Source organism: Pseudomonas antarctica (genome assembly GCF_001647715.1).
In the GTDB taxonomy this organism is placed as follows: Bacteria; Pseudomonadota; Gammaproteobacteria; order Pseudomonadales; family Pseudomonadaceae; genus Aquipseudomonas; species Aquipseudomonas antarctica_A.
Map to the genome: position 1 here is coordinate 702,092 of NZ_CP015600.1, position 25,083 is coordinate 727,174.

20 protein-coding genes are annotated in these 25,083 nt (G+C 60.7%); 1 reads left to right on the plus strand and 19 read right to left on the minus strand.

Translation table 11 applies throughout. The features are described from left to right. Positions 1-6: 6 nt before the first annotated feature. The 10 genes from A7J50_RS02825 to urtA form a co-directional block, all read right to left on the minus strand. The gene (locus tag A7J50_RS02825) at positions 7-312 is read right to left on the minus strand and encodes an urease subunit beta (RefSeq protein ID WP_064450453.1); all 306 of its coding nucleotides are present in this window, start codon (positions 310-312) and stop codon (positions 7-9) included. Then, positions 309-842, minus strand: a complete 534-nt coding sequence (locus A7J50_RS02830) for a GNAT family N-acetyltransferase (protein WP_064450454.1) — start codon at positions 840-842, stop codon at positions 309-311. Before A7J50_RS02830 ends, A7J50_RS02825 begins: the two co-directional genes overlap by 4 nt. A 5-nt stretch (positions 843-847) precedes the next feature. Then, positions 848-1,360: a GNAT family N-acetyltransferase gene (locus A7J50_RS02835; protein WP_064450455.1), complete on the minus strand. Its 513-nt coding sequence runs from the start codon at positions 1,358-1,360 to the stop codon at positions 848-850. Between the two features lie 9 nt (positions 1,361-1,369). Continuing rightward, entirely contained in the window at positions 1,370-1,672 is a 303-nt protein-coding gene (gene ureA / locus A7J50_RS02840; RefSeq protein ID WP_064450456.1) for an urease subunit gamma, read from the minus strand. A 178-nt stretch (positions 1,673-1,850) separates the two neighbouring features. Continuing rightward, complete coding sequence (locus A7J50_RS02845; RefSeq protein ID WP_064450457.1) at positions 1,851-2,690, minus strand: urease accessory protein UreD; 840 nt, start codon at positions 2,688-2,690, stop codon at positions 1,851-1,853. Between the two features lie 42 nt (positions 2,691-2,732). Next, positions 2,733-3,431 carry an urea ABC transporter ATP-binding subunit UrtE gene (urtE, locus tag A7J50_RS02850; RefSeq protein ID WP_064450458.1) on the minus strand — a complete coding sequence of 233 codons (699 nt, stop codon included), beginning with the start codon at positions 3,429-3,431 and terminating at the stop codon, positions 2,733-2,735. A 147-nt stretch (positions 3,432-3,578) separates the two neighbouring features. Continuing rightward, complete coding sequence (gene urtD, locus A7J50_RS02855) at positions 3,579-4,439, minus strand: urea ABC transporter ATP-binding protein UrtD (protein ID WP_064450459.1); 861 nt, start codon at positions 4,437-4,439, stop codon at positions 3,579-3,581. Then, positions 4,436-5,515 (minus strand): urea ABC transporter permease subunit UrtC, encoded by a 1,080-nt coding sequence (urtC, locus tag A7J50_RS02860; protein ID WP_064450460.1) that lies wholly within the window; start codon positions 5,513-5,515, stop codon positions 4,436-4,438. Before urtC ends, urtD begins: the two co-directional genes overlap by 4 nt. After that, on the minus strand, positions 5,515-7,017 hold the full coding sequence (gene urtB / locus A7J50_RS02865; protein ID WP_064450461.1) for an urea ABC transporter permease subunit UrtB: 1,503 nt from the start codon (positions 7,015-7,017) through the stop codon (positions 5,515-5,517). The genes urtC and urtB overlap by 1 nt, the downstream gene beginning before the upstream one ends. Before the next feature lie 141 nt (positions 7,018-7,158). Continuing rightward, complete coding sequence (gene urtA, locus A7J50_RS02870) at positions 7,159-8,424, minus strand: urea ABC transporter substrate-binding protein (RefSeq protein WP_064450462.1); 1,266 nt, start codon at positions 8,422-8,424, stop codon at positions 7,159-7,161. A gap of 289 nt (positions 8,425-8,713) precedes the next feature. Between urtA and A7J50_RS02875 the strand changes: the two genes are divergently transcribed. After that, positions 8,714-14,605, plus strand: coding sequence for a DUF4329 domain-containing protein (locus A7J50_RS02875; RefSeq protein WP_082895819.1), 5,892 nt, complete (start codon positions 8,714-8,716; stop codon positions 14,603-14,605). 2 nt (positions 14,606-14,607) lie between these two features. On the opposite strand, the gene A7J50_RS02880 is transcribed toward A7J50_RS02875, so the two are convergent. From A7J50_RS02880 to A7J50_RS02920, 9 genes are all read right to left on the minus strand, one after another. After that, positions 14,608-15,618, minus strand: a complete 1,011-nt coding sequence (locus tag A7J50_RS02880) for a FecCD family ABC transporter permease (RefSeq protein ID WP_064450463.1) — start codon at positions 15,616-15,618, stop codon at positions 14,608-14,610. Beyond that, positions 15,615-16,562 carry an ABC transporter substrate-binding protein gene (locus A7J50_RS02885; RefSeq protein WP_064450464.1) on the minus strand — a complete coding sequence of 316 codons (948 nt, stop codon included), beginning with the start codon at positions 16,560-16,562 and terminating at the stop codon, positions 15,615-15,617. Before A7J50_RS02885 ends, A7J50_RS02880 begins: the two co-directional genes overlap by 4 nt. After that, on the minus strand, positions 16,559-17,347 hold the full coding sequence (locus A7J50_RS02890; protein WP_064450465.1) for an ABC transporter ATP-binding protein: 789 nt from the start codon (positions 17,345-17,347) through the stop codon (positions 16,559-16,561). Before A7J50_RS02890 ends, A7J50_RS02885 begins: the two co-directional genes overlap by 4 nt. Before the next feature lie 138 nt (positions 17,348-17,485). Next, on the minus strand, positions 17,486-19,594 hold the full coding sequence (locus A7J50_RS02895) for a TonB-dependent receptor (RefSeq protein WP_064450466.1): 2,109 nt from the start codon (positions 19,592-19,594) through the stop codon (positions 17,486-17,488). A gap of 151 nt (positions 19,595-19,745) precedes the next feature. Continuing rightward, on the minus strand, positions 19,746-21,128 hold the full coding sequence (locus A7J50_RS02900) for a PepSY-associated TM helix domain-containing protein (RefSeq protein ID WP_064450467.1): 1,383 nt from the start codon (positions 21,126-21,128) through the stop codon (positions 19,746-19,748). A gap of 123 nt (positions 21,129-21,251) precedes the next feature. Next, entirely contained in the window at positions 21,252-23,312 is a 2,061-nt protein-coding gene (locus A7J50_RS02905; protein ID WP_064450468.1) for a TonB-dependent copper receptor, read from the minus strand. Between the two features lie 93 nt (positions 23,313-23,405). Continuing rightward, positions 23,406-23,765: a DUF2946 domain-containing protein gene (locus A7J50_RS02910; protein WP_064450469.1), complete on the minus strand. Its 360-nt coding sequence runs from the start codon at positions 23,763-23,765 to the stop codon at positions 23,406-23,408. Positions 23,766-23,829: 64 nt separating this feature from the next. Next, complete coding sequence (locus A7J50_RS02915; protein ID WP_064450470.1) at positions 23,830-24,312, minus strand: copper chaperone PCu(A)C; 483 nt, start codon at positions 24,310-24,312, stop codon at positions 23,830-23,832. A 46-nt stretch (positions 24,313-24,358) separates the two neighbouring features. Further along, the gene (locus A7J50_RS02920) at positions 24,359-24,754 is read right to left on the minus strand and encodes a DUF2946 domain-containing protein (protein WP_064450471.1); all 396 of its coding nucleotides are present in this window, start codon (positions 24,752-24,754) and stop codon (positions 24,359-24,361) included. Between the last annotated feature and the right edge of the window lie 329 nt (positions 24,755-25,083).

The window sequence follows — 25,083 nt, forward strand, 5'->3', positions numbered from 1 at the left end:
GTCGACCTACAAGTCGCCCATGACCTTTCCTGTAAACCCAAACACTCGGCGTTCCCCGCTCAGGTCGACGAGCTCGACAGTCCTCGCCTGCCCCGGCTCAAACCGCACCGCCGTGCCCGCCGGAATATTCAGGCGCATGCCACGGCTCGCGGCGCGATCAAAGGTCAGCGCGTCATTGGTTTCGAAAAAATGATAATGCGAGCCCACCTGGATCGGCCGGTCGCCGCTGTTGGCCACGCTGAGGGTGATGGTGCGCCGGCCTACATTGAGTTCGATGTCGCCAGGCTGGATCTGATATTCACCAGGAATCATGCAGGTTGCCCCAGGGTCTTGAAGTAGATGGCGGTCGGGCTGTAGCGCCCGTCCGGGCTTTGGCAGTAATCGGGCAATTCACCGATTTTGGTGTAGCGCAGCGACTGGTAAAACGCTTCGGCGCCGGAGCCGGCTTCGGTGTCCAGGTACAACAGGCCGCGCTTGTGCTGGCGCGCGGCGAGTTCCAGGGCGCTCATCAATTGCTGGCCCAGGCCATGGCGCCGGTCGCTGCTGTGTACCAGCAGCTTTTGCACTTCAGCACGGTTCAGGCCATTGGCTTTCTGGCACAGCGCCAGTTGTACGCTGGCGATCACCTGCTCGTCTCGCACCACTACCCACAACAGCAGGCTGGCGTCTTCGATACTCGCCTGCACGCCACTCAAATAGGCACGGGCCTGGGCTTCATCGAAGTCGGCCATAAAACCGACCGAAGCACCGTGCTTCACCGCGTCCAGCAACAGCTCGATCAAGCCCAGGCGGTAATGGGCAAAACTTTCAGCATTCACTCGACGCAGTTGAGCGGTGTTCATCGATCTCACTCCTTGGGTGGTTCGGCGCCCGGATTCAATGTCAATTGCATAAAGGTCAGGTCCAGCCAGCGACCGAACTTGATGCCCACTTGTGGCATTTGCCCGGTCGTGACGAATCCCAGGCGTTCATGCAAGCGGATAGACGCTTGGTTGCCGCTTTCGATGGCAGCGACCATCACGTGTTTGCCACAGGCGCAGGCACGTTCTATCAGGGCTTGCATCAGGCGTGGGCCGAGGCCTTTGCCGCGCTGGTCGTTGCGCACGTACACCGAGTGCTCGACGCTGTAGCGAAAGCCTTCGAAAGGCCGCCAGTCGCCGAATGAGGCGTAGCCGGTAACCTCATCGTTTTCGACCGCCACCAGAATCGGATAGGCCTGCGCCTGGCGCGCACTGAACCAGGCCTGACGGTTAGCCAGGTCGACCGGTTGTTCGTTCCAGATCGCCGTGGTGTTCAATACGGCGTCGTTGTAGATCTCTCGAATGGCCGGCAGGTCTTGCGCGGTTGCATCACGAATCATGGCCGGGCCTCACGCGATGGGCTGGTGGACGGTGACCAGCTTGGTGCCGTCGGGGAAGGTGGCCTCCACCTGGATATCCGGGATCATTTCCGGGATGCCTTCCATCACTTGCTCGCGGCTGAGCAGGGTGGTGCCGTAGTGCATCAGGTCGGCGACGGTGCGGCCATCGCGCGCGCCTTCCATCAGCGCTGCGGATATGTAGGCGATGGTTTCCGGGTAGTTGAGCTTCACACCCCGTGACAGGCGGCGTTCGGCCACCAGGCCGGCGGTGAAGATCAGCAGTTTGTCTTTTTCCCGTGGGGTCAAATCCATGGTTCAAGGTCCTTCACAGATAGCATTCTTAAATACAACAGAGACCCAAGAGTGGGAGCGGGCTTGTGTGGGAGCTGGCTTGCCTGCGATGCAGGCAACTCGGTGTATCTGATGTACCGAGGTGATGCCATCGCAGGCAAGCCAGCTCCCACACAAACTGATTTCCACATTTTGATCTTCATGTGCTCCAGATTCTCGGGGCGACTGCTTCCCGCCCCAGCACCGCAGGGCGTAACAACCGCCATAAATCAATCAACCAGCCCCGTGCCAGCAAGGCTTCACTGGCCAAACAGCGGGCCACCAGCAGGCCTGGCAATTGGGTCAGGTCGCCGCGCACCGCATGCGGCATGGCGCGGCAGTGTTCCAGTAATTCGGGGTCGATATCGCCAGTGAGCAACAGCGTGGCAAACACCGGCTGGCCGTCCAGCCCGATGGGTGAGTCGAGCAAACCGTCGGCGCCTACAATGCGCTGGCGCTCATGCCAGAGCAACTGGCCGTCGCGGCGAATGTCCAGGTGCGATTGGAAGTGGCCGAGGTCGAAACGCTCGCCACTGGCCGGGCGGCCGAGGGCGACCACGTCCCAGTAGAACAGCCGGGCATCGCCTTGCAGATCAATACGCGTGGTGAGTTCGGCCTGGGCGGCGCTGAACACGATGGTTTCCTGAGGCAGCCATTCCAGCGTGGCGCCAGCTTCTACCGTCAGTTCGAGCTTTTGAAAGGCCGGGCCGCTGGCGCGGTACCACTTGGCCGCGCCGGGGCTGGTCAATTGCGCCCAGGCATTGGCGCCGACATGGGCGCTGATGTCCAGGCGATCACCGCCGGCAATCCCGCCGGGCGGATGCACGATGATGTGCTGGCACACCTCGGGGCCTTCGGCGTACAGGTGCTTTTGCACGCGCAGCGGGCCGAGGTGGCGGCGCATCACCGGGCGCGTGGTGTCGCCGAAACGCGCGTAGCCGAGCTCCAGCTCGGCGTGCCAGCTGGGGGTGAACAGGGCGGGAGTAACGGGCAGGTTCATGGCTGTTTGCTTATCTTCGGACGCTAAAGATTAGATTCTTACTTATATAGAAACCAGCCCGCGTACACCCTCACTTTCCATATTTTCACCTCGGCCTTGCTGGACGATTTCACCGCGTGACATCACCAGGTACTGGTCGGCCAGCTCGGCGGCGAAGTCGTAGAACTGCTCCACCAACAGGATTGCCATGTCGCCGCGTGCCGCGAGCTTCTTGATCACCATGCCAATTTCCTTGATCACCGACGGCTGGATGCCTTCGGTGGGCTCGTCGAGAATCAACAGGCGCGGGCGGCTGGCCAGCGCGCGGCCGATTGCCAACTGTTGCTGCTGGCCGCCGGACAAATCACCGCCACGCCGGTGCTTCATCTGCAGCAATACCGGGAACAGTTCGTAGATAAACGCCGGGACCTCTTTGGCCTCGGAACCGGGAAAACGTGAGAGGCCCATCAACAGGTTTTCTTCCACGGTCAGGCGCCCAAAAATCTCCCGGCCCTGAGGCACGTAGGCAATGCCAGCATGCACGCGCTGGTGCGGCTTGAACCCGGTAATGGCCTTGCCTTCCCAGTTCACCGCGCCCTCTTTGGCCGGCAGCAAACCCATCAGGCATTTGAGCAGGGTGGTCTTGCCCACGCCATTACGGCCGAGCAGGCAGGTGACTTCGCCGATTTTTACGTCAAATGACAGCCCGCGCAGGATGTGGCTACCGCCGTAGTACTGATGCAGCTTGTCGACTTGCAGCATTCTGGAGTTCTCCTCAATTCCCTTGTGGGAACCGGATCAATGTGGGAGCTGGCTTGCCTGCGATGGCATCACCGTGGTCCCACGGGTAGACCGAATCGCCTGTATCGCAGGCAAGCCAGCGCCCACATAAAGCAGTTCACGTCAGCATCAGCGACCGAGATAAACCTCGATCACCCGCTCATTTTCCTGCACCTGTTCCAGCGACCCTTCGGCCAGCACGCTGCCCTGGTGCAACACCGTCACGTGGTCGGCAATCGAGCCGACGAAGCCCATGTCGTGCTCCACCACCATCAGCGAGTGCTTGCCCGCGAGGCGCTTGAACAGTTCGGCGGTGAATTCGGTTTCGGCGTCGGTCATGCCCGCTACCGGTTCGTCCAGCAGCAACAGCTGCGGGTCTTGCATCAACAACATGCCGATTTCCAGGAACTGCTTCTGGCCGTGGGACAGCAGCCCGGCCGGGCGCTGTACCGAAGCGGTCAGGCGGATAGTCTCGAGCACTTCATCGATACGGTCTTTCTGCTCGCCGCTCAAGCGTGCGCGCAGGCTGGCCCACACGGACTTGTCGGTTTTCTGCGCCAGTTCCAGGTTTTCGAACACGCTCAGGGCTTCGAATACCGTGGGTTTCTGGAACTTGCGGCCGATGCCGGCCTGGGCGATCTGCACTTCGCTCATGCTGGTCAGGTCGAGGGTTTCGCCAAACCAGGCCTTGCCGTGGCTGGGGCGGGTCTTGCCGGTGATCACGTCCATCAGCGTGGTTTTGCCCGCGCCGTTGGGGCCGATGATGCAGCGCAGTTCGCCGACGCCGATGTACAGGTTCAGGTCATTGAGCGCCTTGAAACCGTCGAAGCTGACACTGATGTCTTCCAGGGTCAGGATGGTGCCGTGGCGGGTGTTGAGACCCTTGCCTGCGGCCTGGCCGATGCCGATCGCATCGCGGCTGCTGCCCGCGTCTTTGTTCGGTTCGAGAATGGGTTCGAGCATAAATTCCGCCGTCGCAGTGACTCTCATTGCTCACCCCGTTTCTTCAACAGGCCGATGACACCCTTGGGCAAATACAGGGTGACGATGATGAACAGCGCCCCGAGAAAGAACAGCCAGTATTCCGGAAACGCCACGGTGAACCAGCTCTTCATGCCGTTCACCACGCCGGCGCCCAGCAGCGGGCCGATCAGTGTGCCGCGCCCACCCAAGGCCACCCACACAGCGGCTTCGATGGAGTTGGTCGGCGACATTTCGCTGGGGTTGATGATCCCCACCTGCGGCACATACAGCGCCCCGGCCAGGCCACACAAGACGGCGCTCAACACCCACACAAACAACTTGAAACCGCGCGGGTCGTAACCGCAAAACATCAGGCGATTTTCGGCGTCGCGCAATGCCGTCAGTACCCGGCCGAACTTGCTCTGCGCCAGGCGCCAGCCGGTGTACAAGCTGGCGACCAGCAACACCACCGTGGCAAAAAACAACACCGCTCGCGTGCCTGGCTCGGTAATGCCAAAGCCCAGGATGCTGCGAAAATTGGTGAAGCCGTTGTTGCCGCCAAACCCGGTCTCGTTGCGGAAAAAAAGCAGCATCCCGGCAAAGGTCAGGGCCTGGGTCATGATCGAGAAATACACGCCCTTGATTCGCGAGCGAAAGGCGAAGAACCCGAACACCAGCGCCAGTAAACCCGGCGCCAGCACCACCAGGCACATGGCCCAGAGGAAGTGTTCGGTGCCCATCCAATACCAAGGCAACTCAGTCCACGACAAGAAGGTCATGAACGCCGGTAGCTCGTCCCCGGACGCCTGACGCATCAGGTACATGCCCATCGCGTAACCGCCCAGGGCAAAGAACAGGCCGTGGCCGAGGGACAACATCCCTGCGTAACCCCACACCAGGTCCAGGGCCAGGGCGACGATGGCGTAGCAGAGGATCTTGCCCATCAGTGTCAGGGTGTAGGCCGACACATGCAGCGGATGTTCAGGCGACAGCAGCGAGCATACGGGCAGGGCCAGCAGCAGGATCAGGATCACCGCGCCCACCGCTATCGTCACTTTGGGGCCGGCCTTTTGCGTGGCCGTAAGCATCAATGGCTGGTTCATCAGTCGATCACCCGTCCTTTCAGTGCGAAGAGTCCTTGCGGGCGTTTCTGGATAAACAGAATGATCAGCGCGAGGATCAGGATCTTGCCGAGTACGGCGCCGATCTGTGGCTCCAGAATCTTGTTGGCGATGCCCAGGCCAAAGGCGGCCATGACGCTGCCGGCCAACTGGCCGACACCGCCGAGCACCACCACCAGGAATGAGTCGATGATGTAGCTCTGGCCCAGGTCCGGGCCGACGTTGCCGATCTGGCTCAACGCAACGCCGCCCAAACCTGCGATACCGGAGCCCAGGCCAAACGCGAGCATGTCCACGCGCCCGGTGGGTACGCCGCAGCAGGCGGCCATGTTGCGGTTCTGGGTGACGGCGCGCACGTTGAGACCCAGGCGGGTCTTGTTCAGCAGCAGCCAGGTCAGCACCACCACGCACAGCGCGAAGGCGATGATCACAATGCGGTTGTATGGCAGCACCAGGTTGGGCAGCACTTGAATGCCACCGGACAGCCATTCGGGATTGGACACTTCGACGTTCTGCGCACCGAACACCAGACGCACCAATTGGATCAGCATCAGGCTGATGCCCCAGGTGGCGAGCAGGGTTTCCAATGGCCGGCCGTAGAGGTGGCGAATCACCGTACGCTCCAGGGCCATGCCGATGGCGGCGGTGACAAAAAACGCCACTGGCAGCGCGATCAACGGGTAGAACTCGATGGCCGCAGGCACGTAGCGCTGCATCATCAGTTGCACCACGTAAGTCGAATACGCGCCGAGCATCAGCATCTCTCCGTGGGCCATGTTAATCACGCCAAGCAGGCCGAACGTAATCGCCAGGCCCAAGGCGGCAAGCAACAGGATCGAGCCCAGGGACATGCCGCTGAAGGCCTGGCCGAGGATTTCGCCGAACATCAGTTTGCGTTTGACCTGAGCCAGGCTGGTCTCGGCGGCGGTGTGCACGGCAGCGTCGGTTTCGACACCCGGCGCGAGCAACGCCTCAAGACGCGTGCGGGCCAGCGGGTCGCCGGTGCCGCCCAGCAAACGCACGGCGGCGAGGCGCACGACGGGGTCGGTGTCGACCAGTTGCAGGTTGGCCAGGGCCAGGCTGAGGGCGGTGTGCACGTCCTCGTTGGTTTCGGCGGCAACTTGCTGGTCGAGGAATTTGAGTTGCGCAGGTTGCGCGCTTTTTTGCAGGGTTTTTGCCGCTGCCAGGCGCACCTTGGGGTCGGCGGCGAGCAGTTGCTGGCTGGCTTGGACGTTGTCGATCAGCCCGCGCAGGCGGTTGTTCAGGCGTACGGTTTTGGTTTCACCGTTGAGCGTGAGCTGGCCTTGTTGCAGGGCGTCCACCAGTTCGATGCGCGCGGGGTCGGGCTGGGCGGCCCAATCCTGGAGCAGCTTGGCTTGTTGCGTCGGGTTGGCAGCGAGGAAGTCTTCGGCATCGCCTGCCTGTGCTGCGAAAGGCAGCAACAGCAAGGCAGCGAAGATGAAACGGTAAAGGGCAGTGGGCATATTGGTCGGCCTTACGCGGACAAATGTGGGACCTGGCTTGCCTGCGATAGCGGTGTTTCAGATACACCGAGTCGTCTGCATCGCAGGCAAGCCAGCTCCCACAGGGTTTGTGTCGACACTCAGGTGTCGACACCCCTCGGATCAGTTGCTCTTCACGGCGTAATCCGGCTTCTTGTCATTGCCTGGAATGTACGGGCTCCACGGCTGAGCGCGGATCGGTTTTTCGGTCTGCCACACCACCGAGAACTGCCCGTCAGCCTGGATCTCACCGATCATCACCGGCTTGTGCAGGTGGTGGTTGGTTTTATCCATGGTCAGGGTGAAGCCCGACGGCGCGGCGAAGGTCTGGCCGGCCATGGCTTCGCGCACCTTGTCGACGTCGGTGGACTTGGCTTTCTCAACCGCTTGCGCCCACATGTGGATGCCTACATAGGTGGCTTCCATCGGGTCGTTGGTCACGGCTTTATCCGCGCCTGGCAGGTTGTGCGCCTTGGCGTAAGCCTTCCAGTCGGCGACGAATTTCTTGTTTACCGGGTTCTCCACCGACTGGAAGTAGTTCCAGGCCGCAAGGTTGCCCACCAGCGGCTTGGTGTCGATGCCGCGCAGCTCTTCTTCACCCACCGAGAACGCTACCACCGGCACGTCGGTGGCCTTCAAGCCCTGGTTGGCCAGCTCTTTGTAGAACGGCACGTTGGAGTCGCCGTTCACGGTTGAGATCACGGCGGTCTTGCCGCCGGCGGAGAATTTTTTGATGTTGGCAACAATGGTCTGGTAATCGGCGTGGCCGAACGGGGTGTAGACCTCTTCGATGTCTTTATCCGCGACGCCTTTTGAGTGCAGGAATGAACGCAGGATTTTGTTGGTGGTGCGCGGGTACACGTAGTCGGTGCCGAGCAGGAAGAAACGCTTGGCGCCGCCGCCTTCTTCGCTCATCAAGTATTCCACCGCCGGGATCGCCTGCTGGTTCGGCGCCGCACCGGTATAGAACACGTTTGGCGACATTTCTTCGCCTTCGTACTGCACCGGGTAGAACAGCAAGCCGTTGAGTTCTTCGAACACCGGCAACACCGATTTACGCGACACCGACGTCCAGCAGCCGAACACCACGGCAACCTTGTCCTGGGTCAGCAACTGGCGGCCTTTCTCGGCGAACAGCGGCCAATTCGAGGCAGGGTCCACCACCACCGGCTCGAGCATTTTACCGTTCACACCGCCTTTGGCGTTGATCTCGTCAATGGTCATCAGCGCCATGTCTTTAAGCGAGGTTTCGGAGATGGCCATGGTCCCGGACAGCGAGTGCAGGATGCCGACCTTGATGGTCTCGGCGGCCTGTACGGTCCAGGTCAACCCCATGGCGACAATGGATGCCGACAAAGTTAAAGCCTTGATCAAGCTACGACGCTGCATGGTGCGATCTCCGTAAACCGATAGTTTTTATGGGGCAGATACACAGGACTTTGCAAAGGCTGTGCCTGCTGCACACAACGTGCGCATCCAAGGGCGTTGGCCGGCAACACAGGTGGAGCTGCGCACCAAATTGGCGCCGCAAAGGCTGTCGAGTGCACGGCCGGCCCTTAAAAAGAGCGCTCGGCGCATGGGGTGCCTATTTAGCCCCCCGCGTCATCCATTGCTACCGAACATGGGCGCTGCGGTCGCCAATCTCTGGCGCCTGGGGACTTGAGCGGGAACAGATGATATGAAGCGAGTCAAGCGTGGTTGGTTTGGGGCAGACCCGGTGAAACCGGTGCAGCTGCCACCGGTAGGGCCGGGGTTTATCAGCATGGACGATGCGGCTCGCTACGCCCATGAGCAGGTGGGCGACAAGCGGGATCAGGAATATGGCGGGGTGATTTTGCAGAGCTTGGCCGATGAGCTTTTTTATGCGACAGACCCTATCGAAGGGGGCGGCAATTTTTTTGACGTGACCTCGGTGTTGAATCGGGACAGCGATAAGCAGTACCTGCACCCCGACGGTTATCGGTGTGTAGCGGATTTTCACTCGCACCCGGATTTTTTCACTGAGTACAAGGAAAACCACCCCGACTTTTCAGATCGCCGGATCAAGGCGTTGAACAGCTTTTACTCAGAAGCAGACCTGGCGGCCAATATTCTGGAGCCGCCTTTTTTTACCGCGTCCTATTTATCCGGTCCTGATGGTTCGCTGTTAAAACATGTCCCTACCCGGTCGGAGGCTGAGCGCCGTTTTGGTGTTTGGCTGGAGCAAAAGGAGCCGTTCGGCCGGCCTGACGGCTATGACGGTGTGGTGGAGAATTTATTCAAGAAAGTGGCCAGTGTCAGCCAACTGTCGATTGTGGTGTCCAATGCTGTGTGGGGTGGGTCTACCGGAGAGGTGCCCGATAACTGGAAGCCCTATCAAGCCTTTACCTCTCCAAACCAGGACCTGCCGGCCTGCGGTCCGGTGCAGGCAAGCCTTGGCAACGCGCTCAGTTATGCCCAGGCGCGGTTGACGGCTACGGCCCGGGCGATTCAGCAAGCCTTTGTGCTCAAGCATGACGACAAGAACCTGTACGCAGTGACCGAGCCGTCAGGCATAAGCGGCCAACAGATCTACGCGCAACACGTATTTCCTGTCGATAAAGATGGCAAGCATCGCCTGCCTGCCCATTTTCATTTGATCGGCATCTACTTGGGTCAGGGTGCCTATGTGGCACTTGCGCAAACCAAGCAGCCTTGGTTATACCGCAGCTTTTTTTCGCCGCCAGAACTGGCCTGGCATCTTTCCCAGGCACGGTTGGCGCCTGAGTTACTCAAGCAAGAAGCCCCGGCTATCTTCCATGCCACCCCGGATGGCGCGTTGTTGAAATACACCTGCACCTTCTCGGTTGCCGAGGCGGCGCTTTATCGGGTTGAGCCCGATGGGGCCGTTGTGGATAACGGCATCGATACGGCCTTGATCGCAGGCAGCCTTCGCCCTCGTGATTTTGTTCTGCGTCTGGCGGCAGCAGGTCGATTGGAGGTGCTCAGGACGAGCACCTTGTGGGACAAGATCGGCCCGGTCGGCGATGACTGGCGCCCATACTCGAAGATTCCCGAACCCCAGTTCAGCCCGGCCTTTATAACCGCCGACGACGCAGCCCGCTGGGCGCACCTGCTTATCGGACAGCGTCGCGATGTCGAGTACGGTGGTGTGATTCTCAAACGCGGCAGCCGCTACTACGCCACTCATCCGGTGGCGGACCAACGCAATAGTTTTGATCATGGGTTGGTGCTGGCCAAGGACAGCGAAGGCAACTTCATCGCCCCTGATGATTACAGCGCCGAGGCGTTTTATCACTCCCATCCGGCGGATGCCGCACAAATTCAGGGCATGTTCCCCAGTTTCACGGCTGACCAGGTACTGCTGTTCAACAACTTCTACTCCGTGGCGGATCAGCTCTTCAGCTTCAAGCACCGAGCGTTCGCCAAGGCTCACTATTTTTCCGGGCCGGACAATGTGCTGCTCAAGTACGTCAGCAGTGGCTCGGCGGTGGAAAAAACCTGGGAGCAACACCTTCGCGCTGGGACAGTTGAAGCCAGCAATGATTTCGAGAACCTTGTCTGGAAGCTGGCCGAGGCGGGGGAGCTATCTGTACTGATTGCACATACGGTTTGGGGGGGCGTACGCGGTCGGGTGAACACCGGCTGGCGAATCAACACACCCGTGACCAGCAGCAGCGCCATACTGCAACAACCCTTTTTCACCTCAGTGTTTCCAAGCCCGGAAACCGCCGTGCTGCGTGCGCTGTTGCTCGCTGGCGCAGCAGGAGAGGGCGCGATGGGGTTTGTCCTCAAGCACACCCGTCAGGATGCCTATGTGGCAACGTTGGCCCAGCCCAAGCGTGATCCGCTGTTTACGCCCAACGACGTGTTTCCAAAACGCGCCGACGGCAACCTTCGATTGCCTTCCCAATACCGGCTGGAGGCGATTTATTTCAATAGCTGGTACGAGCAGGACGAAGTTGCGGCGCGGGAAAAATGGCTGGCGAGTACCTTCTTTACGCCTGCGCAAGTGGTCGCCGCAACCCGCCAGGCGCGGGTGACCCTGGGCATCCAGGATCCGGCCCGTGGGTTGTCCCTGTACATGCACGCCTCGGATGGCGCCTTGTTGACGCTCAAGGTGCCCGAGGCCACCGCCACGACCGAACTGGTCAGGCAAAACAGCGCGGGTGAACTTGACGACAACGGCGCACAAGCGGCAATGGTCGCCGGGACATTGAGCCCGCGCGATTATGTGCGCAGGGTGATTGCAGCGACCGAGCTGTCGGTGGTTCAGGGCGGTGGCTTGTGGCGTACGGTCGGCAGGGTGGAAAACCGTTCCAACCTGCTGATGTCGTTTTTCAAGGCAACGTTGAGCCGTTCGTTTCTCTCAGCACGCGATGCGGCGGTGTATGCCCATGAGCAAATTGGCAACACTCGGGACCGCTACTACGGCGGTTATATCCTCAAGGGCGAAGACGGTCGTTTTGTCATCACTGAGCCTATTGTCAGTGCGGCCAATCCTTTTGCCTTCACGCTGTTCTTTCCAAACAATAACCAAGGGCCGTTGATCCCGCCGGAACCTTTTGTGCTGCACGGGCGTTACGGCTCCCACACCGCGCTGTCGATGGTCGACCCGGCCTGGGTCGCACGGCGTGGCTGGACGCGGGATGAGGCGCAGATCAACCTGCAAGTGTTTTCCGACGATGAAATGTATTCGATCATCCCGGCCGGACGTGTGGCGTACCTGTCGGGCGCGCAGGACTGCTTGTTGGAGTACACCCCAAACAATTCGCCCGAGGAAAAACTGCTGCTGGCCAATATTGGCCCACAGGCCGGTGACAACAGCCTTGGCAAGCGCCTCGACAGCGGGCAGATTCGGCCGGCCGATTGGGTTCGGCGCGTGGTCGAGGCGGGGGACTTCAAGATCATCCAGGGCAACCCGTTATGGGGCCCGCGCTCGGTGGTCTATAACGACTGGTCGCCCAACTATAGCTACGCCCCCAAGTCCGGTCCTCCCGACTACGCCACCTACGGCGCGGTATTCGCCAGCGCCGATGAGGCTGCCCGTAACCTGCATGGGCGAGTGCATGGTCGCAACTTCAAGAATAAGGACTGCTTTGCATTCATCCTCCGGCACCGGGATCGGGAGCAGTATGTTGCGAGCGAAGTAGTGGGGGCCACCGCTCTGCAAAAGCTCTTTAATCTCGGCAGCCTTTTCGAGCGAGAAGCCGGAGGCGGCTACCAACTGCCCGACGGCTTTGTGTTGCATGGGTTGTTTCGGTCGCAGCAATGGTCGCCCGCGGGGCTGAATACGTCGAGTGCTTGGCTGACCTTGTATTTTGTGATGCCTGAGGTGTTGTACATCGCCCTCTATGAAGCGAACCGCAGTGGCGTGAATGGCCTGCCGATTTATTTCTCAACCCTTGATGGCGCGCTGTTGCAGTATGTGCCTGGCTTGATGGACGTAAAAAGTGGCGGCCTGGTCGACAGGCTGCTGACTCAAGCACGTGCCGAGCTGGACTCCGGCCAGAAGAGTCCCAGGGACTTCGTTAAAGAGTGGGCGATGAGAGGAAATCTCCATGTGCTCCGTACCAGCTTGTTCTGGGATAAAGCCGGGTGGGTCGGCGATGACTGGGCCAGCTACGCAACCTTAATGCCGCGGCGTTTAAGCCCAGCGTTTGCCAACCCCGATGACGCGGCCCGCCATGCCGCGGCCTTAGTAGGCAACGGCTACCGTCGTGCTTATGGTGGGGTGATCCTCAGATTGGTCAATGGGCTGTTTGCCTCGACTGAGCCGCTGGCGCTGCCGCCTCGGGGGCTTGCATTGCACTGGATCTACCCTGAAGTGGCTGCCGATATGGGGCTTTATCCGGGGGGCAGTACCATTGTTGCGCGCTACCGGTCCGTGGTGAACCAAGAGGTGCCGTTGCTGCTGTCCGCCACTCAGAAAGCCATCTACAAAACCATGATACCCAGTGCGGTATTGTCGAACCTGTTGCACCGTGAAGCCCACATCAAGCGTGAATATGCGTTCGGTGCCAATGGCTCGATCCTCAGTTACCAACTGTCGGACTCTGCTGTGGAGGCGTTGCTCAAAGACCGTCTGGCGCCCCTGAACCTGATCAAGGGTGATTACGGCGACAACCTCATTGAACAGCAACTGCGCAGCGGCGCGCTTTCGCCGCAAGCCTTTGTGACTGAAGTCGCGAAGGCGGGGGATTTGTATGTGGCGAAGGGCGACCCTGTATGGGGCATGCCCAGGCAGATAAAGACGGAGTTTTTGGCCGGAGTCGGTGAACTCGAAGCCCGGGAAATTCGCCAGGTACCTTTCGACTCGCCCTGCGGCCCGATCTTTACCCGGGCGCTCGATGCCGTGCGCTATGCCCAGCGCCTGTGGAAGCCTCAAGCCGAGGTGGCCTTCGGTTACGTACTTAAGTCGGTGAACAAGCCGCTGTACATGACGACCCTGGCGCTGGTCAGAGAGAACTTTGCCGATTTCAAGCAAGTCTTCAGCAACGGCCAATTGCCCCAAGGGTATGTACTGGATGGCGTGTACCTCTGTGCTTCCAACGCCTCAATCGCTGCCGCCACTGATGAAATGGCGCAGAGTTTCTTTCCCCCTCAATACATCGCCAAAGCCCTGAACTTCATCACCAGCGCACGCAATGGCACGACGCTGCCGCTGTATTTGTTGTGCAGCGACGGTGCGTTACTTACGTATGTGTTTCCCAAGACGGCGCCACTGTACGAATGGACGAGCAAGGCACACAGTGATCGAACCCAATTGCTCGAAGGTTCGCTAGCGGTGCGAGACTATGTGCGCCGCCTGGCCGCTGCGGGTGACCTGCGCATCAGGGTCACCAGCGAGGTGTGGGGCAGGAAAGAGCGGGTCACGGCGCAATGGGTGCCCAAAAAAGCACCCCACGCGTTTGCAGACGACCCCTATTTTCATTCGTTCTGCGGGCCGCTGTTTTCTTATCCCGATGATGCGGCGCGCTATGCCCAAGGCTTGGTGGCACCTTACAAGGGCAAGCAATACTTGGGCGCGGTACTGACGCCAGGGCAAACGCAGGGGTATGTCGCGATTGACCCGGTGGAGGATCAGGGCGCGGGAGGTGCAAGTACCCTGGAACTGTTGTTCTGGATCGATCATGCCGGGTTCGACGTGCCTGACGGCAATGTGCTGAAGACCTACAAAATCGCCGCTGTGCAGGCGTTTTATAAGGCTATTCCTACGACTTCCAGCCTGGGGCCGCTGGACAAAAACCTGTTGAAAAACTTCGTCTCCAAGGATGACTTGAGCGACTACGTGTCGGTGGTCAGGAGCAATCTTCCCGATGCCGAGAGCTGTTACTTGTCTTGCCGGGGTGGTGCTCTGCTCAAGTACAAGCCGGGGTTGGATCCGGCTGAAGCCAGGCTGTTGGGCCCAGGGGCGGCGCCAACCCCCAGTGTACTGGTTAGTCAATTGCAGGTTCTGGGCACGTTGTCAGTGCTGGTCATCGATGCCTTCTGGTCACGGCCAGGAGTGCTGGGTGACGAGTGGAAAGTCCGCGATATGCAGGAGGAGCCTGATGTCAGCAAGTTCTGGTATGACCGTGATGAACTCTGACCTCAGCGCTTGCGCATCAAGCCGATAAAAAACAGCCCGCCAATCGCCGCCGTCGCCACGCCAATGGGCAGGTCTTCGGGGGCGATCAGGGTGCGTGCCGCGACGTCTACCCACACCAGGAACACACTGCCCAGCAGCACGCACACCGGCAGCAATCGCCGGTGCTCGGCCCCGACCAGACGCCGGGCGATGTGCGGCACCATCAGGCCGACAAAGCCGATGGAACCGCTGATGGACACCAGCACGCCCGTCATCAACGAGGCGACCAGGAACACTTTGAGCCGCACGTTGCGCGCATTCAGGCCCAGGGTCACGGCAGTCTGCTCGCCGGCCATCAGCGCATTCAAAGGGCGCGCCATGCCGAGCAAGAGCAGCAGCCCGAACAGCACGGTGGCGGCCGGAATCGCCAGCAGTTCCCAACGCGCCAGACCCAGGCCGCCGAGCATCCAGAACATCACCGCCGAGGCTGCGCGGTGGTCGCCCATGAACAGCAGCAAGTTGGCTACCGCCATCATCACGAACGATACCGCTACGCCGCACAGCAACAGGCGATCGCTCTCCAGGCGCCCATTGCGGCTGGCTACCGCCAACACCACCAGCATGCTCAGCAAGGCGCCGATAAATGCGGCGATGGGCAGGGTCAACAGGCCAATGACTTCGCCCACATGCAGCACCACGATCACTGCGCCGAGGGTGGCGCCGGAAGTCACGCCGAGCAGGTGGGGGTCGGCCAGCGGGTTACGCGTCACCGCCTGCAATACTGCGCCGATCAGCGCAAGCCCGGCGCCCACCAGCGCACCCAGCAACATGCGCGGTACGCGAATCAGCCAGACGATATGTTCCTGGCCTGCGCTCCAGTTCACCTCACCGACACCGAACGCCTTGTTCAGCAGAATCCGCCACACCACGTCCACCGGCACCGACGCTGAGCCGAACCCCAGCGAGATCACGCAAGAGAGCAGCAACAAAGCGCCAAGGGCACTTAGCAACAGGACGTAGCGACGGTTGATCATTCGCCGTGAAACCCCTTGGCCAGTGTTTCAACGGCTAGCACGTTGTCGATACCCGGCGTGGCCTGCGCGTAAGGAATCACGATGAAACGTTGGTTCTTGATAGCGTCCACCGATTGCAGCGCCGGGTTGTTGAGCAGGAACTGTTCCTTCTGCTCGGCGGTGATTTCGCTGTAGTCGACAATCACGATCACCTGCGGGTTGCGCTCTACTACGGTCTCCCAGTTGACGCGGGTCCAGCTGGCGTCAATGTCTTCGAGGATATTGCGCCCACCCGCAGCGGCGATCAGCGCATGGGGCATGCCCAGGCGGCCGGAGGTCATGGCGCGGTCTTCGCCGCTGTCATAGAGAAACACCCGTGGTTTGCCTTCGGGCAGGTGCTTTTGCACCTCAGCGATTTGCGCTTGCATCTGTGCGATCAGGGCATTGGCGCGATCTTGCACGTCGAAAATCCTGCCCAGGTTGCGCAGGTCGTTATAGGTGTCTTCCAGGGTCGCGGCCGGGCGCTTCATCACGAAGGCGCACGATTCGGTCAGCTCGTAGACGTTGATGCCCAACGGTTGCAGGGTTTGCGGCGTGAGGTCGCCACCCACGCGCATGCCGTAGTCCCAGCCGGCGAAGAAGAAATCCACGTTGGCGTTGAGCAGGGTTTCCACCGATGGGTACTTGCTCGCCAGCTCTGGCAGGCCGTCGAGGGTCTCGGCCATTTCTGGTGTCACTGACTTCCAGCCGGTCACACCACTGTAGCCGGCCATGTGCGATTTGAGGCCCAGGGCGAGCATCATCTGGGTCATGTTGATGTCGTGGCTGACCGCGTGTTTCGGCGCTTCCTGGAAGGTCACATCGCGGTTGCAGCTTTTGACCGTCACCGGGTAGCGGGTGGCGTCGGCGTACGCTTGAGCAGTGCCGAGTAATAGAGCGAGAGACAGCAGGGAGCGCAGGATCATGGTTGGGTTATCCAGGTGATTCGAGGGTAGCCGGACAAGGGGTGAGTATCGATCAGTGCTTCGACGCCAAACACGTCGCGCAGCAACTCGGCGGTGAGGACTTCGTGGGGCGTACCACTGGCGACGATGCGCCCATGGTTGATCACGTACAGGCGATCACAGAAGGCGGCGGCCAGGTTAAGGTCATGGATGCTGGCCAGTGTGCCGATGTTGAGCCGCTTGACCAGCCTCAGCAGCTCCAGTTGATAGCGCGGGTCGAGGTGGTTGGTCGGCTCGTCGAGGATCAACAACTGAGGTTGCTGCGCCAATGCACGGGCCAGGATCACCCGCTGTTTTTCACCGCCGGAGAGAGTGGCAAAAGCATGCTCTTCAAAGTTCTGCATGCCGACCGAGGCCAGCGCTTGCCGGATCAATTCCAGGTCGTGCAGCGTATTGCTGTCGAACAAGCCTTTGTGAGGCGTGCGACCCATGGCGACGACTTCATCCACACGCAGACCGAAGGCGTCGGGGAACTCCTGCAACACGACAGCGATACGTTGCGCGCACCACTTTGCACGTTGCTTCCACACCTGTTGGTGTTCGAGCAGCACGTCGCCGTGTTCCGGCTTGCTGAAGCGATAAGCACAGCGCAACAGGCTGGTCTTGCCGCTGCCATTGGGGCCGATCAGCCCGACGAACTCGCCCGCACCGACTTGCAAACTGGCGTCATGCAGTTGGAACCGGTGATTGCAGTGGTCGTGACCGGGTGGGGTCCAGGTCAGGCCAGCGAGGGTGAGTGAAGTCATCAGTGTTCTCTTGTTCATCACAATTCAAATGTGGGAGCTGGCTTGCCTGCGATAGCTGTCTGCCGGGCACTGATTGAGTGGCTGACCCACCGCTATCGCAGGCAAGCCAGCTCCCACACTGGAGCGCGTGTTGTTCTGTTAAAAGGTGTAATCCGCCGTGACGAAGAACGAACGCGGTTCCCCCAGGATCCACTGCTGGCCATCGTTGTATTGGCTGACGGCGTAGGTGCGGTCGAACAGGTTATTCAGTTGCAGGCCCAACGTGGTGTTGCGCATGGCTTTCCACGATACCGTGGCGTCGACCACGGTGTAGCTCGGTACTTCGCGGGTGTTAGCGGTGTTGGCATATCGTGCGCTGACGTAACGCACACCGGCACCGGCGCGGATGTCGTCGCTCACGGCCTTGCTCAACCAAAGGTTGGCGGTACGGTTTGGCACGTCTACCGGTCGGTTGCCATCGCGGGACACCGGCTGTTGGTTGACGACTTCAGAGAAATCGTCGTACTGCGCCCGCACGAGGGCGGCATTGGCTTGCAGCTGCCAGGCGTTGGGCAGTTGCAGGTCCAGGCTGGCTTCCAGGCCGTTGGAAGATTGTTGGCCGACTTGTTCCTTGAGGTCGGTGCCGGGAATGCTCACCAACAGTTTCTTTTTTACGATGTGATAGGCCGCCAGGGTCCACTCGCCACGCGAATCCCAGAACGCTTGCTTGAAGCCGATTTCGGCCTGCTTGGCGGTAGACAAGCCGAACTGCTGTTGGCTCGGGCTCAGGCTGATCAGGCTGCCGACGCCATCGGTGCTGGTGGCGTACTGGCCGTAAACCGAAGTGTCCGGGGTGATTGCGTAGACCAGGCCGGCTTTCCAGTTATTGCCGGTCAGGGTCTTGTTGGCGTCGTTGTTCTCTACTGTCAGATCATCGCTGTCGATGTGCAGGTAATCACGGCGCACGCCGGTGATCAGCGACAGTTTATCGGTCAGTTGCAGGCGGTTTTCAGCGAAGGCGGCGAGCTGTTTAGTCGTGCTGACGGACTGCGGGACAAACGCGCTGGCGCTTTCAAACGGCTGCGGCACCGGGTGGTTGATATCCACCGGTTGGCCTTGGTCCGTTGCATCGGTGAATGGTGCGTTGCTGGCCAGGCGGAAGCGAATACGGTTGTACTCGACACCTGTCACTGTCCGGCTGTCGAGGCCGAACAGGCTGTGCGCGAAGGTAAAGGTCTGGCGGTCGCCGACCTGTTCCTGGTTGTGCTTGATGCCCAGGTAGTTCTGGCGCACCAAGCCGCCCGCCACAAAGTTATAGCTTTCGGCGTTCTGCCAGCGGCGCTGGTTTTTCAGGTACGACAGTTCGTTGGTGGCGGTGACGTTGTCGTTGATCTGCCACTCGCTGGTCAGGCGCGTCCATTGGTCGTTGTAGTGCAGTGTGTTGTTGCTGACGTTGTAGTTCTTGTCGCGCAGGCTTTTGTGTAACTGGCCGTTGATCAGCGGGGTGCCGTAGTCGTTCTGTGGGCTCTGGTCGCCATAGTCGTGGGCCAGGGTGAAGCTGAGGTTGTCGGCCGGCTGCCAGCGCAGGGCGCCGCTGACGAAGTCGCTGGCCGAGTCGCCACGGTCGATGAAACCGTGGCTGCGCAGGCGGTTGATGTTGAGGCGATAGCTCAGCGTGTCGGTCAGCGAGCCACCGCTGTCCAGGGCTTCCTGTTGGCGGTCATAGGAACCGTAGCCGAGGCGGATGTGGTTTTCGATTTCGCCTTCAAACGGCTTCTTCGAAACGGTGTTGATCACCGCGCCCGTGGCGCCCTGGCCATACATTACCGAAGCCGGGCCGCGCAGAACGTCCACGCGCTCAACCGACCAGGTGTCCACCGGGAAGGTGGAAGTGCCCGCACCCTCGAACATGCGCTGGCCGTCGTACAGCTGCAGTACCGAACTTTGCCCGGTAAAACCGCGCGCCTGCAACGAGGTACCGCCGTCGCCCGGCGTGCCGGTGCGGCTGATGCCGGTGGCGCGGGAGATGGCGTCCTGCACGCTGGCGTCGCCGCGTTCGCGGATTTTTTCGCCGGTCTGGCTCTCGACACTGCCCGGCGTTTGCAAGGCCGTGAGGTTCAGGCGCGAGCCGGCGGTGGTCGGGGTATTCAAGTCGACGCGTTCATCATCCACGGCCAGCGCAGTCACGGGGCTGGCGGGCAGGGTCAGGGCCTGGGCGCTGTTATGCAAGGCAAGCAGGCACAGGCCGCACGCAAAGTACTTGTTCATCGGTCGATCAATCGCTTCTTGAAGAGGTGCTCGCCGCAGGGCGCGGCGAGCAACGATAACGCAGAAAGTGTTATAAGTTAACACTTATCGGCTGCGGGACAAAAGTCGCGCAAGGCTACAGAAGGGCTCTGTCCTAGGCATCTCGCCTGCTTCATGCCGAACCTGAGGCGGATTCATGTGGTTTGAAAAAGCGCGCCAATACCAGGCGATCCAAAGCCCATACCACGATCAACGAGGCGCCCACCAACGGGAAGATGATCGCCAGCGCGAGCATGATTACCATCGCGGTTTTCCACTTCGGCAAGTCATGGCGCAACGGCGGAACACCCAGCGCGCCCTGTGGCCGGCGCTTCCACCAGATCACTACGCCACTGACCGCACTGAGCAAAATCATCAGGCAAATCAGCAGCACGATCAGCTGGTTCACCCAGCCGAACATCTTGCCTTCGTGCAGCATCACGCCCGTCTCGGTGGCGCGGGCAACCGTGTTGTAATGTTCCCAACGCACATCGGCCAGCACCTTGCCGGTGTACTGGTCCACGTGCAGGGTGGCGTCGTTGCGCGGGTCGTTGGCAAATACCGCGACCGTGAATACGCCGTCGGCAGTGGTCGGGAACGTGATGCTGTAGCCGGGCTCGACCTTGCGTGCGGTGGCCAGGTCGACCACTTGTTGCAGGCGCAAAGTAGGGGCGGCCGGCGCGTTACTCATGGCGCCGTGCTTCATGTGTTCGGCGTGGTCGCCGGACATCGGCATCGGCGTATTTTCCATGGCCCAGGGCACGGTTTGTTGGCTGGCGGTATTGAGGATGCGTGCCTGCTGGTCGGACTGCGGCACGTTGTTCCACATCGCCGCCGGGAAGGTGTTCCACAGGTCGGCGTATTGCTTGCCCCAGAAGCCGGTCCAAGTCATGCCGCTGAGCAGCATCACCAGCAAAAACGCCGCGCCCCAGAAGCCTGCAACCGCATGCATGTCGCGCCAGAACACACGGCCGCGACGGCTGAACCGTGGCCACAACACACCGGCCGACGACGTGCCGCGAGGCCACCACAGGTACACGCCGGACACCACCAGCATCACGCCCCAACCGGCGGCGAGCTCCACCAGGCGATCACCCACGGTGCCGATCATCAGCTCACCGTGCAGTGCCCGGGCGATGGCTTGCAGGTTGTTTTTTGCATCTTGTTCGCCGAGTACGGTGCCGCGATACGGGTCAACAAACACCGTCACTTCGCGCCCGCCCTCATGCATCACAAATTGCGCGCTGCTGGTGGCGTCGGCAGGCGGCAGGTACTTGCTGATTTTGCCTTGGGGGAAGGCTGCCTGTGCCCGTTGCAATTGTTCGTCGGCACTCAAGGCGTGCTCGGCGCTTTGCACCTTGAGCAGGTCGCCATACATCAATGGGTCGAGCTGGGGTTTGAACAGGTAGATGATGCCGGTCAGGGCCAGCAGCACCATGAAAGGGGCGACGAAGAGCCCGGCGTAGAAGTGCCAGCGCCAGGCGAGGTTGTAGAAGGAAATCTTTTGAGTGGTCATCAGGGTGCTCCGCAAGGCATTATTTTTTTTGGGTCAGTTATGCCGCCATCGGGAGCAAGCCCCCTCCCACATTTTGATTTGTGAATACATTCAAATGTGGGAGGGGGCTTGCTCCCGTTGCTGTTAGAAACTCATATCGACTTTGGTCCAGAGCGTGCGTCCCGGCTCCTTGATGGCTTGCGGGTCGTTGGCCGGGTAGCCGAACCCGGCATTGCCGGCCAGGTTCAGGTGCTCGGCGTAAGCTTTGCCGAAAAGGTTGTCGACGCCGGTGCTGACCTTGAAGTTTTTATTGATGCGGTACGCGGCGTTCAGCGAGAACACGCCAAAGCCGGCGCTTTTATCGAAGTCCTTGCCGACCACGTTGCCTTTGTTCTGGTCGATGCGGTTTTGCGCCGCGACCACTCGCCACAAGGCGCCGGCGCTCCAGTCATCCTGGCTGTAAGTCAGGCCGAAACGTGCATCCAACGGCGGCATCTGTGGCAGTGCCTTGCCGTCACTGCTGTTTTTGCCCCAGGCATAGGCGAGCGTGGCGTCGGCCTTCCAGTGACGGGTCAACTTGTAGGCCGTACCGAGTTCGCCGCCCATGATCCGCGCGTCGACATTGCGAGCCTGGGAGGTGGTGCCCATCATTCCGGGCTTGTAGTCGAACAGGATGAAATCGCGCACCTGGCCGACATAACCCGAGGCCCAGGCTTCGAGGTCGGCGGTTTTGTATTGGGCGCCAAAGTCGAGCTGGGTGGTCTTCTCTGGCTTCACGCCGTCGAAGGCATTCACCGAACCCACCGCGCCGGTGTTGGGGGAAAACAGCTCCCAGTAATCCGGGAAACGTTCCGAGTGGCCCAGGCCGGCGTAGACGGTGGTGGGCGTGTCGGCCAGGTCGTGTTCATAACGCACGAAGCCCGATGGCAAGGTGTCGGCGCGTGTGTCGTCGGCGGTCGGGTTGGGCCGGGCCATCGTTCCCGAGCCGGTGGTTTGCCGGAAGTCCTTGGCCGAGGCGCGGTCCAGGCGCGCGCCGGTGATCAGGCGGTCGCGGTCCGCGGCGTACCAGGTCAGTTCGCCAAACACACCGTAGTTATGGAAATTGGCGTCCTTGTTACGCGGCACATCCTTATAGGTATCGATGCCCATGCCCATGCGTTTGCGGTGTTCGTCTGTCTGCGCATCCAGGCCGCCGATCAGTTGCACATCGGCCCAGCGCCAGGTTGCCTTGATCCGCGCACCCAAGGTGCGCCGGTCGACGTTGGAGGCCATGGGGCCAGCCATCATCCCGGTGCCCGACGGTGTGCGCAGGCTGTAGTTGTCCATCACGTGGTCGGCGTAGTTGTAGTAAACCTGGGCTTCGACCTTATCCAGCACCTCACCGATGTTGGACTTCTCGAAGCGCAGCCCCAGGCTTTCCCGCAGGAACTGCGAACCGTCCATGCCGCGCGCGGCGTAGCGTGCTTCGCCATCGCCACGCCCGGCGGTGAGTTCCAGCAGGGTGTCGGCGTCAGGGGTGAAACCGACGGCGACGTCGCCGTTCCACTTGTCGTAGCGCGAGGCGACGCTGTGGTTATTGCCGTCTTTGTAATCGTCGGCGTGCGCCTGGTTACCGATCACTCGCACGTAACCCAATGGGCCACCGGCGGCGGCATCGATGACTTTATCGAAGCGCCCGTTGGAACCGGCCAGCACACTGGCGTTGACCCGCGTGCCCAACTCGCCGAACTGCTCCGGCTCGCGCTCGAACAGGATGGTGCCGGCCGACGCGCCCGGGCCCCAAAGCACGGTTTGCGGGCCTTTGATCACGGTGAGCTTGTCGTAGGTTTCCGGCGAGATATACGAGGTGGGCGCATCCATTCGGCCCGGGCAGGCGCCGAGCATCACGCCGCCGTTGGTGAGGATATTCAGGCGCGAGCCGAACATGCCGCGCAGCACCGGGTCGCCGTTAGTACCGCCGTTGCGCACCAGGGCGAAGCCCGGGATGGTCTTGAGGTAGTCGCCGCCATCACTGGCCGGCACCGGTTGGCGTGGGTCTTTCGGGTTGGTGATAACGGTCAGCGGCGATCTGGGAGCGATCGCCGTGATGACGGTGGGGCTTAGTTCGTGATCTTCAGCCTGTGCATGTGGCACCAACAGTGTGCCAAGCAGAACAGCAAAAACAGGGGTGCATCCCAAACGGGTGTCAGCAGAAAACCTGGACATGAAAAATTCCATCAATCATTCGTAAACAACACGGCCAGCAGCCTGCGGCTGTCTGTCTAAAGTCGGCCGGGGTGAAGTAACGCGATGAGGTGTTTACGAGGCGATGGGCGGGGCGCGGCTGCGGGCGCCGGGGAAGATGCTCTGCCGGGCATGGCCCAGGCGCGGGGCGGGAGTGAGGGCGGTAGCCGACGGCGGGGTGCCGAGGGTGACATAGGACACACTGCCGGGCAGGGCCGGGCAACTGAACAGCAGGCTGCAATAGCCGCACTTTTCCCAGAGGACGTGGTGTTCGTCCGGCGCTTTGCTTGGCTTGGGTTCGCCATGGCAGCCGGGCATGTCCATGGACATGCTCATCGACATACCGGCGTGATGATCCATCGGCATCGCTTGGGAAATCAGCGGACCGATAAAGATCATCAGCATGGCGAACAGGCTGATCCAACTGCCGCGCATCAGGCTCATGGGCCTGCGGCGCTGCGGGGATAACCTGGCGCGTGGGGCGCCCATCGAGGTTCGCCTATTGAGCGTGCATATGCTCGTGGCCAGCCATCGGCGGCGCTTTCTGTACCGAGACTTCCACGCGTACCTTGCCGGCTTTTTCGAAGGTCAGGGTCAGTGGGAATTGCTTGCCATCGGCCAACAGGCTGCGGTCCTTAAGGCCCAGTAACATCACGTGATAGGCCATCGGTGCGAAGGTCAAGTCACCCTTGGCCGGTACGGCAACGCTGGGCACTTGTTGCATCTTCATCAAGTCGCCCTGCATCACATGCTCATGCAGCTCGGCCTTATCCGCTACTGGCGTTTCGACACTGAGCAGGCGGTCCGGGGTAACACCGGTGTTATGAATCACGAAATACGCCGCAACCGTGGGCGCATTGGGCGGCAACTCCTGGGACCACGGGTCGCTGACGAGCAGGTCGCCGGCCTTGTAGTCATCGGCATTGGCAGCAACACACACCGGCAGCAACAACGCAGCCAGAAGCAGGGAAGATTTGAGCATGGCAGTTCTCCAGAACGGTTCTAAACGCAGTTCACTTGCGAAGAAATCAGACCGTTGGAGAGGCGCGCGGGTTGAGGCTCGGCCATTGCTGGCGAGGGGTTGGGGCTTGCAGTGACGGCGGCGGCAAGCTCTGCACCGCGTCGAACCGTGTGACATACAACTGCGGCACATGCCCCGGCAGCGCCACTAATGGCGGTGAGCCCGAGCAGCACCAGCAATGCTGCATGGTGGAATGATCGTCCTGCTGCGGCGCCGGAATTTCCAGTTTGCCCAGGGCAATGGTTTTCAGGCTGGCGCCATTGGACGAACAAAAGCTGCCCCACAGCAATTGCTGGATAGGGTCTTTGGACTGCTGCATCGCGCTGGCCATCGGCATGGCAAAGGCGTTGAACAGCACTGCAAAGCAGGCGATCCAGGCAATTGCAAAGCGTTGACGGGCCATGGCGGACAATCCGTAGGGTTAAGCGATCAGGTGGGTATTTAGCCTGATCGGTAAGGATAAGTAAAAAAGCGCGGTGTGGTTTGGTGTCGCAGTGGTTGCCTTCATGATAGTCGGGAACCTCAGATTGCCAATTTTGCCGGCGGGTCGCGACATCCAGCCTGACGCTGAACCCTGTGGGAGCTGGCTTGCCTGCGATCGCATCACCTTGGCCTAACGGGAAGACCGAGGCGTCTGCATCGCAGGCAAGCCAGCTCCCACAGTTTGGATTGTGCTCGGCTATTGCTTGGCGCTAAGCCTGCTGGTTGCGCGAGCAATGGAGAATTGCTCGG